Source organism: Streptococcus sp. LYSM12, from assembly GCF_004569635.1.
In the GTDB taxonomy this organism is placed as follows: domain Bacteria; phylum Bacillota; class Bacilli; order Lactobacillales; family Streptococcaceae; genus Streptococcus.
Genome location: NZ_SPOZ01000002.1, coordinates 61,702 through 75,007 on the forward strand (window position 1 = coordinate 61,702; position 13,306 = coordinate 75,007).

10 protein-coding genes are annotated in these 13,306 nt (G+C 41.4%); 3 read left to right on the forward strand and 7 right to left on the reverse strand.

The features are described 5' to 3' along the window. Window positions 1-30 precede the first annotated feature (30 nt). The 4 genes from E4T79_RS00950 to trpX all read right to left on the reverse strand — a co-directional run bounded on the left by E4T79_RS00950 (window position 31) and on the right by trpX (window position 5,422). The gene (locus tag E4T79_RS00950) at window positions 31-1,692 is read right to left on the reverse strand and encodes a ribonuclease J (RefSeq protein WP_135026865.1); all 1,662 of its coding nucleotides are present in this window, start codon (window positions 1,690-1,692) and stop codon (window positions 31-33) included. A gap of 931 nt (window positions 1,693-2,623) precedes the next feature. Continuing rightward, window positions 2,624-3,382, reverse strand: a complete 759-nt coding sequence (locus E4T79_RS00955) for an ABC transporter ATP-binding protein (RefSeq protein ID WP_135026866.1) — start codon at window positions 3,380-3,382, stop codon at window positions 2,624-2,626. Next, a complete protein-coding gene (locus E4T79_RS00960) occupies window positions 3,379-4,245 on the reverse strand; it encodes an ABC transporter permease (RefSeq protein ID WP_135026867.1) in 867 nt (288 codons plus the stop codon). The genes E4T79_RS00955 and E4T79_RS00960 overlap by 4 nt, the downstream gene beginning before the upstream one ends. Before the next feature lie 178 nt (window positions 4,246-4,423). Beyond that, on the reverse strand, window positions 4,424-5,422 hold the full coding sequence (gene trpX, locus E4T79_RS00965; RefSeq protein WP_135026910.1) for a tryptophan ABC transporter substrate-binding protein: 999 nt from the start codon (window positions 5,420-5,422) through the stop codon (window positions 4,424-4,426). A gap of 507 nt (window positions 5,423-5,929) precedes the next feature. Here trpX and E4T79_RS00970 point away from each other — a divergent pair. Next, entirely contained in the window at window positions 5,930-7,591 is a 1,662-nt protein-coding gene (locus E4T79_RS00970; RefSeq protein WP_135026868.1) for an NFACT RNA binding domain-containing protein, read from the forward strand. Window positions 7,592-7,607: 16 nt separating this feature from the next. Further along, complete coding sequence (locus tag E4T79_RS00975; protein WP_135026869.1) at window positions 7,608-8,078, forward strand: 8-oxo-dGTP diphosphatase; 471 nt, start codon at window positions 7,608-7,610, stop codon at window positions 8,076-8,078. An 880-nt stretch (window positions 8,079-8,958) separates the two neighbouring features. On the opposite strand, the gene budA is transcribed toward E4T79_RS00975, so the two are convergent. Genes budA through E4T79_RS00990 form a run of 3 tightly spaced genes read right to left on the reverse strand, consistent with a single transcriptional unit; the run spans window position 8,959 to window position 12,070 of the window. Then, complete coding sequence (gene budA / locus E4T79_RS00980) at window positions 8,959-9,675, reverse strand: acetolactate decarboxylase (protein ID WP_135026870.1); 717 nt, start codon at window positions 9,673-9,675, stop codon at window positions 8,959-8,961. Between the two features lie 3 nt (window positions 9,676-9,678). Beyond that, the gene (locus E4T79_RS00985) at window positions 9,679-10,908 is read right to left on the reverse strand and encodes a tetratricopeptide repeat protein (RefSeq protein WP_135026871.1); all 1,230 of its coding nucleotides are present in this window, start codon (window positions 10,906-10,908) and stop codon (window positions 9,679-9,681) included. After that, window positions 10,901-12,070 carry an AI-2E family transporter gene (locus E4T79_RS00990; RefSeq protein ID WP_135026872.1) on the reverse strand — a complete coding sequence of 390 codons (1,170 nt, stop codon included), beginning with the start codon at window positions 12,068-12,070 and terminating at the stop codon, window positions 10,901-10,903. Before E4T79_RS00990 ends, E4T79_RS00985 begins: the two co-directional genes overlap by 8 nt. A gap of 135 nt (window positions 12,071-12,205) precedes the next feature. Here E4T79_RS00990 and E4T79_RS00995 point away from each other — a divergent pair, with 135 nt between their 5' ends. Then, on the forward strand, window positions 12,206-13,210 hold the full coding sequence (locus tag E4T79_RS00995; RefSeq protein ID WP_194183748.1) for a lactonase family protein: 1,005 nt from the start codon (window positions 12,206-12,208) through the stop codon (window positions 13,208-13,210). Window positions 13,211-13,306: the final 96 nt, after the last annotated feature.

Genomic DNA, 13,306 nt, shown 5'->3' on the forward strand with positions numbered 1-13,306 from the left:
TTGATTTTAGTAGAGTATCATTTTGCTATGCTATTTGACTTCCATAATAACAGGTAGAATAGCAGGGCGTCTCTTGGTTTGGTCAAAAAGGTATTTTGCGAGTTCGTCACGGACAGATGCCTTAAGCTCTGTCCAGTCAAAATTATCTTTTGTAAAGTAATTTTCTACCGTTATATTGACTAATTCTGAAGCCTCACGTAAAATATCACGACTCTTTTTCACATAGATAAATCCACGTGTATTAACCTTGGCTTTTGAAACAATCCGTTTTTCACGACGATTGACCGTGATTGCTACAATGAAAATACCATCTTCTGATAAGATTTTACGATCACGAAGAACGATGTTGCCAACATCTCCAATTGCATTTCCATCAATCATGACATCGCCTGCTGGGACAGAACCATTATGGACAAATTCGCCTCGCTCATAGCTCATAATATCCCCACGTTTAACAATGAAAATATTTTCCGGATACAAACCTATTTCAAGTGCTGCTCGTGCATGAGCATCTAGCTGTCGATATTCCCCTTGCACTGGGAACAAATACTTAGGACGCAAGATATTCAACATTAGCTGCAAATCACGCGCGTTCCCATGCCCTGATACTCGCAAATTCTTGGTGATTGATTTAACCACACCGCCTGCTTGGTAAATCATATTTTCCACCCTTGCCACAACTGCTTCTTTTGAAATAGTCGGTGTTGTGACAATGTAAACCAAGTCTCCCTCCTTGATTTCAACATAACGATGGCGACCGATTGACATCTTACGTAAGCCATTTAAAGGTTCACCCATACGGCCTGTTTCTAAGATAATCAACTCATGTTCCTCAAACTTACTCATTTCTTTTGGCTTAATCAATAAACGTTCACTAACTAAGCGCAATTTCTTCAACTGAATAGCAGTGCGAACGATATTTTCTACGTCGTAGCCTGTCAACACCACACGGCGACCTGTTGCTTCAGCAGCATCAAAGATTTGCTGGATACGGACAATATTACTGGCAACCGCAGCAACGATGACGCGCCCTTCCCAATCTGCAATGGTATTGAGAATTTCTTCTGCTTCCTCATGCATACTGGCAACCTGAATATTGCTATCTGCATTGGCTGAGTCAGACAAGAGCGCTAGTACACCTTCATTTCCAATTTCTGCTAAACGACCAAAATCTGTCTTGTAAAAAGAATCTGCAGCTTGGTCAAATTTAAAATCGCCTGTATAAACAATATTTCCCTCATCTGTCTTAATGACAACCCCTAAACTTTCAGGAATCGAGTGGGTCGTTTTAAAGAAAGACACAACAGAGGTCCCAAAATCAATCTCTGTTTCTGAATTAATGACATGAAAATCCTTGAATTTTTTAGTTGCATTATAATTCTTAACAACCAATTTAGCCAATTCAATGGTCAAATGAGATCCAAAAACGGGTACCCGTACATTTTCTAGCAAATAAGGCAAGGCTCCAATCGCATCCGCATGCCCATGGGTCAAAAATACACCCGCCACACGTTGCTTATTTTCCACCAAATACTCAAAGTTTGGTACGATTACATCTACACCAAGCTGTTCATTCTCTGGATATTTCAGCCCAGCATCCAAGACAAAAATTGTGTCATTGACTTCGGTAATGTAGAGATTTTTTCCATTCTCACGAACACCGCCCAAAGCCACAATATTGATATCAGTCATGATAACTCCTTTATTTATTTTTTCTCTTTAAAGAAAATCGAAATCAGATTTAGCTTCCCAGACAAAAAAACGAGCTTTCAATCATAGAAAGAAACGAAATTCCGCAAGTTAATCCAACAAAGTATGATAGATTTGATTTTCAAAGAGTATTACTAACGGTCCTTGGTATCCCAAGTCGAATTACAGTCTTGCAATTTCTTGCATATCTGTACTATTATACCCTTTTTCCAATATTTTTTCAAAATATAGCTCAAAACAAGATACGAGGTGTTGAGGCGCATAGTGTACTCCTAGGGCAGCCGTATCTGTAAGCAGGCACAGCCCTGCAACAGCTACGGTAAAATTAGGAAATCTGAAGGGAGTGGGAAAGAACTCTATAGGTCCGTTTTTCCTTATTTCCTGCATTCTAGCTTAGGAGTGAAACGGTATATTCCCAGACCCTTTCACTCCCACCCCACACAGCTCCAATAGTCTGAGTAGTGACTGTTGGAAGTTGAACATGAAGCCAACGAGTTCGCAACAGTCGTAGAGGTCAGATTTGGAGTGTGAAACAGGAACAAAATATGAGTAAAAACTCCAGTGGAGCTTTTTAGTCTGTTCCCTTAAAACAAAAAGGAGCAGCCGTTCATCTCCAACTTTCAAGTGCATAGCAATCAACCACTGCGCCAACGTCATTCGGTTCATAAAGTGAGAAAGCTGGGACTTTGTGCTAGCAAACGTCTATTTTCCCCTCCCAAGTATGGTATACCTAAAGATAGCCCGTACCTGTAATCAGCGAAAGCCGAAATAGCTGCAGCTCTTTTTCCGAACTTTTAACCCGAATTCAACTCCGTAAGATGAGATAAGATAACAAAATGTTGTTTTGAGCTCCAAAGAGAATGTAAGAGCTAGCCATCCAAAAATCCCCAGTCTTTGACTAGGGATTTGCATTCTATTCAAACAAGCGATAGTAATCTTCCAAGGTCAGGGCTTCTTTTTCTACTTTATTCAAATCCTGAATGATATGGCCGTCCTTCATGACTAGAAGACGATTGCCATATTTGAGAGCATCTTCCATCTGGTGGGTAATCATAAGGGCAGTTAACTGATCCTTGGTCACAAAGTGGTCAGTCAATTCCATGAGAGCCACACTAGTTTTGGGGTCAAGAGCCGCTGTATGTTCATCCAACAGCAGTAATTCTGGACGCTTCAAAGTCGCCATTAGAAGACTTAAGGCCTGTCGTTGCCCACCAGAGAGAAATTCAATCGGAGTGTCTAGGTGGTTTTCAAGACCATTACCAATCTGAGTAACTGTTGCTTGAAATTCTTTCTTATAGCTATTCAGTTTTCGCGGAACAAGCCCACGACCTTCTCCACGGAACTTCGCAATCAAAAGATTTTCTGCAACCGTCATCCGCGGAGCTGTTCCCATTTTGGGATCCTGGAAAACCCGTGCCAGGTACTTGGCCCGCTTTTCAGGTGAAAGCTTGGTCACATCCTCTCCCAGGATACGAATAGTACCGCTCGTAAGAGGCAAGGTCCCTGCAATCACATTGAAAAGAGTTGATTTTCCCGCACCGTTTCCCCCTAAAATTGTGATAAAATCATGCTCATGAATGGTCAGTGAAACCTGATGTAAAATCACTTTTTCTTCATCCAAGCCATTATTAACCACTTTTGTGGCATTTTCTAATTCTACAATTACTGTCATTTGCTAATGGTCACTCCTTTGAAAAATTTTGTTTTCAGAGTTGGAATCATGAGACAGAGAGCCAAAATCACAGCGCTGTAAATACGAAGATAACTAGTATTAAAGCCAAGTGCAATCACCGTCCAGATAAGAAATTGGTAGATAATCGCTCCCACAACAATGGTTATCAAACGCTCTGCCAAGGTTAAGCTCTTAAAGAGAACTTCTCCAATGATAAGACTAGCAAGACCAATGACAATAACTCCAATGCCACGCGAAACATCTGCATATCCCTCCTGTTGGGCGATGAGCGCCCCTGCTAAGGCAATCACACCATTTGACAAGACCAAGCCCATCAACTCCATACTATCAGTATTGATACCAAAACTCCTCGCCATATCGGGGTTGTCTCCTGTTGCAATATAGGCCTGCCCCAACTTTGTATCAAGGAAAAAGAGCAAGGCTACAATAACTAAAACCACAAAAATCAAGTCCGCAACCAAATTATTGACAGGATTGCTAAAAGGGAGATAATCTTGAATCTGTTGGGTCCCTAATAGACCGAGATTAGCTCGCCCCATAATCATCAACATAATGGAATGGCAAGAAGTCATGACTAAAATTCCTGAAAGAAGAGTCGGGATCTTTCCCTTGGTATAAAGCAACCCTGTTGCTAGACCTGCTACGCAACCTGCCAGAACGGCTAAGAGGGTTGCAAGAAATGGGTTCATACCACTACTAATCAAAGTGACAGCAACCGCACCGCCCAAAGGAAAACTTCCCTCAGCTGTCATATCTGGAAAATTCAAAATCCTAAAAGTCATATAAATGCCAAGTCCCAAGATGGACCAGGCCAAGCCCTGTGATACTATTGATACAATCATATTTTCTTCCTATGTTTTAAGAAAAGAGCAAGCCATTATTGGGCAGTGATCTTTCCTTACTCTCTTTTCTCTTCTTTATATAGTCTTTTATTACTTCGTTCACTCGCTTTGCCGTACTCTAATACAGCCTGCAGCTCCTTGCCTAGTACGAAAAGTAAACTAAAAGACTATACTTCCTTTATTCTACAATTTCGCCAGCAGCTTTTTCGATTTCTTCTGGAATCATAATCCCCAATTCTGCTGCCACTTTTTTGTTAATGATTGGTGCACCTTGGTCCACCACATCAACAGGTGTCTCAGCCGGTTTTCCACCTCTCAATATCTTAGCTGTCATTTTTCCTGTCGAAACTCCAAGACCATATTGGCTGACAACAACAGATGCCAAGCCACCTTCTTTTACCATAGTATCCGCACTTGGAAAGATGGGGACTTTTGCTTCTCTATTACTTGCAACTACTGTCTTAAAGGCTGAAGCAATAGCATTGTCTTGAGGAATCCAGATAACATCCACCTTACTGGTCATGACTGACATGGTTGAGGCAATCTCATTGCTGGATGGAACTGGGTAAGCCAGTACGGTGTATCCGTCTTTTTCTGCTAATTCGGTGAATTTTTCCACGTTTAATGTGGAATTGTCTTCGTTACTGGAGTAAAGAACACCGATGACTTTTGCCTTTGGAGTGATTTTCTTCATTAAATCCAGCTGTTGAGCAATCGGTTGAGGACTGGCAACTCCTGTCACATTTGCACCTGGTTTTTCAATACTTTTAACCAACTTGGCACCAACTGGGTCGGTGATTGCTCCCATGACAACTGGTAAATCACTAGTTGCATGAGCAAGTCCCTGAGCTGCTGGTGTCGCAATACCTACCAAAACTTGATTGCCGTTTGATACCAATTGCTTGCTCATGGTAGTGATTTTTCCTTGATCACCCTCAGCATTCATAAAGTCAATCTTGATATTGGCTTCTGTATAACCCTCTTCTGCAAGACCATCTTGAATCCCGCGGTAAATTTCATCAAGGGCTTCGTGGGTCACAAACTGAAGTACCCCGACCTTAACCGTCTTCCCCTCAGTCTGCACTTTCGTATCTTCTTTTTTATTTGTTAGGAAAATTCCCCCAACAACAATGACTACCAATGCTAAAATAGTTAGCAATAAATTCTTGTTTTTCATCATTTCATCTCCTTTTTACCTACAAACTATCTCTATATTTCTATTTCATACTTTATAAAAACCACCTTCGCCAACGCTTTTTCATCCTCTAATCCCTCCTCATATAGTGTCTATTATCCATAACACTATAGAAAAAGCCCTTGCATACAAAAAACTGTATGCAAGGGCGTCAATGACACGGTGCCACCTCACTTATGGAAACTGTCTAGAATGGTTCCATATCTCCACCTCCTCTATCAAGGAGTTGCACGGTAAGGGGTGCCAACCGAATTCTCATTGTTTTGAATTCAACATATGACCTCAGCCCATTTCATAAATGTCCGCTACTTGTTCACAATACCCACAAGCTCTCTGAAAACTTACCATTTACTACTTCTTCTGATTAGTAAACATTATAGAACTTCCACCTTACTTTGTCAATAGTTTTTTATAAATTTTCTAAAAAATGGTATAATTGGAAAGCAGGTTATATATAAACCGCAGGAACTAGAAATACGAGGAATAGATATGTCTTTTGACGGATTCTTTTTACATCATATGACAGCTGAATTGCGAGAGGCGCTTGAGGGCGGTCGAATTCAGAAAATCAATCAGCCTTTTGAGCAGGAACTAGTCCTCCACATCCGTAACAATCGAGCCAGCTACAAGTTACTTCTTTCTGCTCATCCCGTCTTTGGACGCGTCCAACTGACCCAGACTGAATTTACCAATCCCAAAATCCCAAACACCTTTACCATGATTTTACGGAAATATTTACAGGGTGCCATTATTGAATCAATCCAACAGTGGGATAACGACCGCATTCTGGAATTCATTGTATCCAACAAAGACGAGATTGGAGACCATATCAAGGTCAGTCTTATCATTGAAATCATGGGCAAGCATAGTAATATTCTCCTCCTTGATAAGATTGAGGAGCGAATCATTGAAGCGATTAAACACGTCGGCTTTTCTCAAAATTCCTACCGAACTATCCTACCGGGGGCAAGCTATATCCGCCCTCCTGAAACCCAGAATTTTAATCCCTTTACGATTGGCAATGAGAAATTATTTGAACTCTTGAGTACAGAAGAGCTCACACCCAAACGGCTTCAGGTTCTTTTCCAAGGTTTGGGACGCGATACTGCAACAGAATTAATGCGGCATTTGACAACTGATAGACTCAAGAATTTCCGTAACTTTTTCGAACAAGCCTGTCAGCCAAATGTAACGTCGTCATCCTATTCTGCCGTACCTTTTGCAGACAGTCAAAAAGACTTTGCGAACCTCTCCCAACTCCTTGACTACTACTATCAGGATAAGGCAGAACGCGACCGGGTTGCCCAGCAAGCTCAGGAATTGATTAAACGGGTAACTAGTGAACTGGATAAAAATCGCAAGAAACTCATCAAGCAAGAACAAGAACTTCTTGATACTGAAACTGCCGAACTCTTCCGCCAAAAAGGGGAATTGCTAACGACCTACCTCCATCAAGTGCCAAACAACCTAGCAAATGTCACTCTAGACAATTATTATACAGGAGCGCCTTTGACCATTGAATTAGATATCGCACTCACTCCAAGCCAAAATGCCCAGCGCTATTTCAAGAAATATCAGAAACTAAAGGAAGCTGTCAAACACCTAAATAGTTTGATTACAGAAACAACATCAACTATCAATTACCTCGAAAGTGTTGACACTATGCTGAAACAGGCAAGTCTTTCTGAAATTGAGGAAATTAGGGAAGAATTAATTGAGACGGGCTATCTAAGACGTCGTCATCGCGAAAAAATAGTTAAGCGCCAGAAACCAGAACGCTATCTAGCAACAGACGGTAAAACAATCATCCTTGTTGGGAAAAATAATCTCCAAAATGATGAAGTAACATTTAAAATAGCTAAAAAAGGCGAATTATGGTTCCATGCCAAAGACATTCCAGGAAGTCATGTCATCATCACAGACAATCTTGACCCTAGTGACGAAGTGAAGACTGACGCTGCAGAATTAGCTGCTTACTTCTCCAAGGCCCGCTACTCCAATTTGGTACAAGTCGACATGATTGAAGCTAAAAAATTACACAAGCCTACTGGTGGAAAACCAGGATTTGTTACCTACAAAGGCCAAAAAACGCTGCGAGTTACTCCAGATGAAACAAAGATTAAGACCATGAAGCAATCAGCTAAACAATAGGAAGAGTGCAAGAAATATGAACGAAACGATTCAAAGCTATGTCAATGTTTGTATTAAAAAGGAAAATCAAGTTCTCCTGCTAAATCGTCAGCATGATGATTTCAAGGGCTGGATTCAACCTGGTGGTAAGGTTGAATTTCCAGAGACTTTCTTTGAAGCAGCTATTCGTGAAGTCAAGGAGGAAACCGGACTGACCGTCCTCAATCTGCAATTAAAAGGCATCTCTGGCTTTACCAATCCAATCGGAAAAGAGCGTTATGTCTACTACGACTTTCTCTGCGAGAACTTTGAAGGCGAAATCTTGAGGGCATCGCCTGAGGGTACGCCAAAATGGTGGTCGATTGACCAACTTGACCAACTCGATATGCAAGATGATATAAGAGAGCGATTGCCTCTTTACTGGCGCAAGGGATCTTTCGAACGTATTCACTACTGGGATGAGAAAAATCAGTGCATTTCCCACACGGAAGAAAAACGATATGACTGAGGGAATGTAACAGATAGTCTTTCAGTTTGCTATTCGTACCCGAGATACAGATATATCAGAACCTGGGAAAGTGGTCTATTTGCTATCAAAATAGACAGCTTTCAGCATCAGGAAATAAATGTTTCGTCAGTAAAGACTTTTTCCTGCTGTATATTCGACTTCTCCTCCCATTAATAGCCTTATCAGGGACTAAATGCTCACCCTATTTCCCTATTTTTGATTGTTATTGATGAAGAATTGACATGTCGTAAAACATACACCGATGTCTGTAAAACGAGAGCAAACTCTCTTTCTGATTTAAGAAAAGAAGCTGGGCAAGACATCCATGATGGGGCTCCGCCCTCACCCACAGAATCATGAAAACGAAAGGAGCTGTGCAAAAGCTCAGCTCCACTTTTCAGAGTTCAAATCAACATCTCAGATCAGCGTTTGATTTTAAGGAAATAGGCTAAACATCTCCACTAGAACTCTTACTCATATTTGTCCGCTTTTTAAGCTCCAAATCTGACCTCTACGACTGATGACTGATGCGAACTCGTTGGCTTCATTTCCAACCTCCAACAGTCACTACTCTGACCGTTGGAGCTGTGCGGAGACAGTGAAGCAGTCTGGAGATAGACTGCTTCAACCCTAACCTAGAATATAGGGAGTTGGAACAACCGAGCTCTTTTTTCTACCAATTCAGTTCTTTTCCGCTCCCAACTTTCTCCCCCCCCTTTTCGTTACTCGTTTAGAATGAAAAACTCTTAAAAAGTAACTTCTATGCACTTTTTAAGAGTTCATTAAACGATTGTATCATTTCACACTCATTTTTAGACTTTTTGCCCTATGGAAAGTTTGACTACATTCTGAAAAAGGCAAAGGTCTCTTTTTGTGTCTTTCATTCTACCTTATCAATATCCTCTCGCATCTCTTTTGCATTGAATTTAGCAAAAAGAAATTGGCGATCCTGAACTGGGAAACGTTGGTCCAGCTGGTCAACAGCCCCTAATTCAACAAAGCCTTGATGAATGACATAATCCATAACATGCCCACCAAAACTATAGTCGTCTGAGATAAAATGCAGATGATAGCCTGCGACACTCACTCCGTGAAAAATTTCAGGTGTCCAGATACCGACAATGGTGCCTGAAATATTCTCTGCTGTATATTCTGGCTGTTGGGTTGCAACCTCTGCAAATTTCATATCTGATGTCGATTTTGGAATCATTCGAACATGCATTTTTGAGAAGTGACCGCGAATTTTAATCGAACGAAAGAGATTTTCACCATCGTAATAAGACTCAATCCGCGCCTGCAATTCCTTATCAGTCATTTCAAAACGTTGCTTAAAAATCACTTCTGCTTGATGGAAAATCACCGCCGCATAAGGCACCTTGATATCGTGCGATACCTCTACCACCTCTGGCTTGTCACCAGATCCTTTCGCTTGGTAGGCTTTCCCGTCTAACACAATCAATTCCCCGTCAATCGAATCAAGCGTTCCCAGCCCTAGATCACCATGTTCTAGCAATTCACCAACTGTCAGAGAGCCACCGTACAAGCCAGCCATCAAGGCACCGAGTGTATTATACTGAAATAATTTATTTGCTTCCATTCCTTATCCTTGATTATAAAATTCTTGTATGAGGAGATCATCTGGCACCAAGTGCAGGTAGTGACTCGCCAAGTTTCTGGCTTCTTGTACTCGACCTAGTTGCCGCAATAACTCGATATAATCTGCCAAAAACTCAGGATTTTCAGCCAAATCCTGCTGTAATTGTTCAAAGAGAGCAAGCGCCTCAGTATCTCTCTCCAAGGCTTGATAGGCTTTGGCAATATTCCAAATCGCTAAGACATGATCCAATTCTTCCGAATACAGGCGAACAGCTTCTTCATAGCGTTCCTGTTCTAAGTAGAGATTACTTAGGCGCAGAACGACTTCATTTTCATCATCAATATTTGACTTTGCTTGCAAGAGATATTCTTCTGCAGCCTTCACATCGTGATCCTCGTAGGCATACTGGGAGGCCAGTAAGAGCAGGGCTGGATCATATTCGTTTTTGGCAAGCCCCTTTGCTATCATCTCCCGTGCTTCTGTCAACTGATGCTCTCCGTGAAGAGCTTTAGCATAAGCATATTCATAGCCCTCAAATTCTGGATTCATCGCATCCAACTGCTTGAAATAGAGGGCCGATTTTTGATAGTCTTCCAGGTCTAACAACAAAGTCGCCAATTCAAAGACAGTCTGATCATCATAGGCCAGCTCAACTGATTTTTCAAAAAATTCAATCGCTACTTCAAATTTTCCAAGGCTAGCATAGGCCAGTCCAATCCGTTGATAAGTGGAGATACCTGTCCATTCATAGATTTCACGATTGTCTAGCTGAGCATAGTATTGAATAGCTTCCTTATATTCTTGCAACTCCATATCTAGTTCAGCTAGCCCAAACAAAATCACTGGTTCATCGGTCAAATGGCTAGCTTCTAATAACTTTTCCCTTGCTACATCAGCCAATCCCTCTGACTGATACAAGTCAGCTTTCACAAGCAAGGCTTCCAGGTAGGCTGGACTATCTGGAGTAATCAGCTCCAAATAACCAAATGCTTCATCTATCAAACCATCTTCATTAGCAATTTGAGCTAGTTGAATAGCAAGCTCCGGATAGTTTTCCTGCAAACGCAGATAGATTTCTTTTGCTTGTGGCAAAAAACCAATACTTTCCAGATACACTGCCAAATCTAGCAAAACCTCATCTGAATCAGTCTCCAAGGCCCGTTGGAAATATTTTATAGCCCTATGTAAATCTTGTTGCTCTAAACAAGTCAACATTTTTTCACTATTATTCATCCATCTCCTCAATCACTTCATCTTCTGGTTCGTACAAGCCACTATACTCCTTATACCAGTCAAAAATGGCTTTCAAGACCACCTTGATAGAGGCATAAATCGGAATTCCAAGAAGCACACCTACCACGCCAAACATCTGTCCAGCAGTCAAAAGGACAAAAAGAATGGTAATGGGATGAATATTCAAGGAACTACCGATAATCAGCGGTGTTACAAAGCGTCCCTCAATCGTTTGCTCCACTACAAAGACAATGACTACTTTTAGCAGCATAAATGGTCCTGCAATAGCTCCCAAAATAAGAGCAGGAATCATGGCAAGAAAAGAGCCAAGGTAAGGAATTAGGTTCAAAAAGCCAGCTACAATCCCCAAAGTAATCGGATAACTAAGTCCAATCACTGAAAACATAATCGAAAACATCAAGGCAACGATAACCGCAACCGTTACCTGACCGCGGACATAGTTGGATAATTGAGTATTGACGTCGGTCAAGACATTACCGATTGAGGTTCGCCATTTGATGGGCAGATATTTGGTAATATGTGCTTTCAAGTATTGCCCATCGCGCAAGAGATAAAAGAGTATGAAAGGCATAATCAAAACAGCTACCACCACCTGCGATGTCGCACTGATTAGCTCTTTCGCCCAATCCACTGCACTTGAAGATAATTTTTGGGCGAAAGAAATAATTTGACTATTAACATTGTCTAACGCTTCTAAAGCTGTTGGACGAAACTGCTCAAATCGTTCATCCTGTAAGAGAGAAGTCACCTGTAACTCGATTTCTTGAATATAGGTCGGAAGATTGCGAGTAAAGCTAGCCACCTGCCTTTGAATACTTGGAATGACAACTGCCAACCCCCAAACCAAGAGAAAGGCAATCACGACAAACAAAATAGCAATAGCGATGGTTCGGGACACCCTGCATCGTTCCAATACATCAACTATTGGATTGATTAAATAGTAGAGTAATCCTGTCAGTAACATAGGCAAGAGGATAATCTCAAAAAAACTAGCAATCGGGCTAAAAATAAAGCTAATCTTGGTTAGGACTAATATAGTCAGTAAGACCAAGAGCGTTACGAGAAAAAACGTGACTGCTTGATTATTAACAAACCATTTAAAAAACCAAGACACGTAAAACTTTTGTTTCTTATCGTCCATATGAAACCCTTTCTTGTATTTTTTTCTATTATACCATGTATCTTGGATTTTCGTGTTATAGAAATCAATAGAAAGCGGACTTTCTCCTCAAAATATGATATAATTTTTTCAATAACACAATGGGAGAACTTGATGATGACACTTTATTTTGGAACCTATACTCGTAGAGTTTCTGAAGGTATTTATGTTGCAGACTTCAATGCTGAAACAGGTGAGTTGAGCAACCGCCGCCTAGTTGTCGCTGAGCCAAATCCAACCTATCTTGCTTTATCAGCTGACCAGTTTCTTTACTCTGTAGGAACGAAAGGCAACCAAGGGGGGATTGCTGCTTTTTCTCCGGATCTTGACTTAATCAACCACGTAGTAGCAGACGGTGCACCGCACTGTTACGTGTCAGTTGATGAAGAGCGCCAACTGGTCTACGGTGCCAACTACCATAAAGGACAAGTCTTGGTCTACAAACGGTTGGAAAATGGGGGACTAGAGTTAGCAGACTCTCAACAGCATGAAGGATCTGGCCCTCATGAAAATCAGGCCAGCCCCCACGTTCATTTTGCTGACCTAACTCCCGATAAATACCTCGTCACCTGCGATTTAGGAACGGATCAGGTCATCACTTACACGGTATCTGACCAAGGAAAACTAGGGCCACTCGCTCGCTATCAGGCAACACCAGGTGCTGGTCCACGCCATATCGTTTTCCACCCAACTGCAAAAATTGCCTATCTCATCTGTGAGTTGAACTCAACCATTGAAGTACTCATTTACGACGGTTTGGGAGAATTTGAACTCATGCAAACTATCACTACCCTACCAAGCGACTACACCGGCTTTAATGGCACTGCAGCTATTCGTATCTCTCAAGACGGAAAATTCCTTTACAGCTCAAACCGTGGACATCATTCGATTGCGATTTACAAGGTGCTAGGGGATGCCAGTCTTGAACTGGTTGATATTGTTCCAAGCCTTGGCAAAACACCTCGTGATTTCATTCTCAGTCCTGACAATCGCTTCCTCATTGTAGCCCACCAAGATTCAGATAATATCAGCGTTTTTGGTCGCGATGAAGAAACAGGAAAACTCACTAACCTATCTTCTGACTTTATCGTCCCTGAGGCTGTCTGCATCACATTTGCATAAAAGAGTAAGGCTGAGTAAATAGTCCTAAAATAGATAAACCACGCTTACATCAAAGGCTGAACAACCGCTGATGTAAGCGTGGTTTATGTTTTTAGT

What these genes read in the sequence shown, in the direction of transcription:
- budA (WP_135026870.1), bottom strand. Translation starts at nt 9,675, where the DNA reads ATGGAAGCAAATAAATTATTTCAGTATAATACACTCGGTGCCTTGATG.
- E4T79_RS00990 (WP_135026872.1), bottom strand. Translation starts at nt 12,070, where the DNA reads ATGGACGATAAGAAACAAAAGTTTTACGTGTCTTGGTTTTTTAAATGG.
- E4T79_RS00985 (WP_135026871.1), bottom strand. Translation starts at nt 10,908, where the DNA reads ATGAATAATAGTGAAAAAATGTTGACTTGTTTAGAGCAACAAGATTTA.
- E4T79_RS00995 (WP_194183748.1), top strand. Translation starts at nt 12,206, where the DNA reads ATGACACTTTATTTTGGAACCTATACTCGTAGAGTTTCTGAAGGTATT.
- E4T79_RS00975 (WP_135026869.1), top strand. Translation starts at nt 7,608, where the DNA reads ATGAACGAAACGATTCAAAGCTATGTCAATGTTTGTATTAAAAAGGAA.
- E4T79_RS00970 (WP_135026868.1), top strand. Translation starts at nt 5,930, where the DNA reads ATGTCTTTTGACGGATTCTTTTTACATCATATGACAGCTGAATTGCGA.
- E4T79_RS00950 (WP_135026865.1), bottom strand. Translation starts at nt 1,692, where the DNA reads ATGACTGATATCAATATTGTGGCTTTGGGCGGTGTTCGTGAGAATGGA.
- E4T79_RS00960 (WP_135026867.1), bottom strand. Translation starts at nt 4,245, where the DNA reads ATGATTGTATCAATAGTATCACAGGGCTTGGCCTGGTCCATCTTGGGA.
- trpX (WP_135026910.1), bottom strand. Translation starts at nt 5,422, where the DNA reads ATGAAAAACAAGAATTTATTGCTAACTATTTTAGCATTGGTAGTCATT.
- E4T79_RS00955 (WP_135026866.1), bottom strand. Translation starts at nt 3,382, where the DNA reads ATGACAGTAATTGTAGAATTAGAAAATGCCACAAAAGTGGTTAATAAT.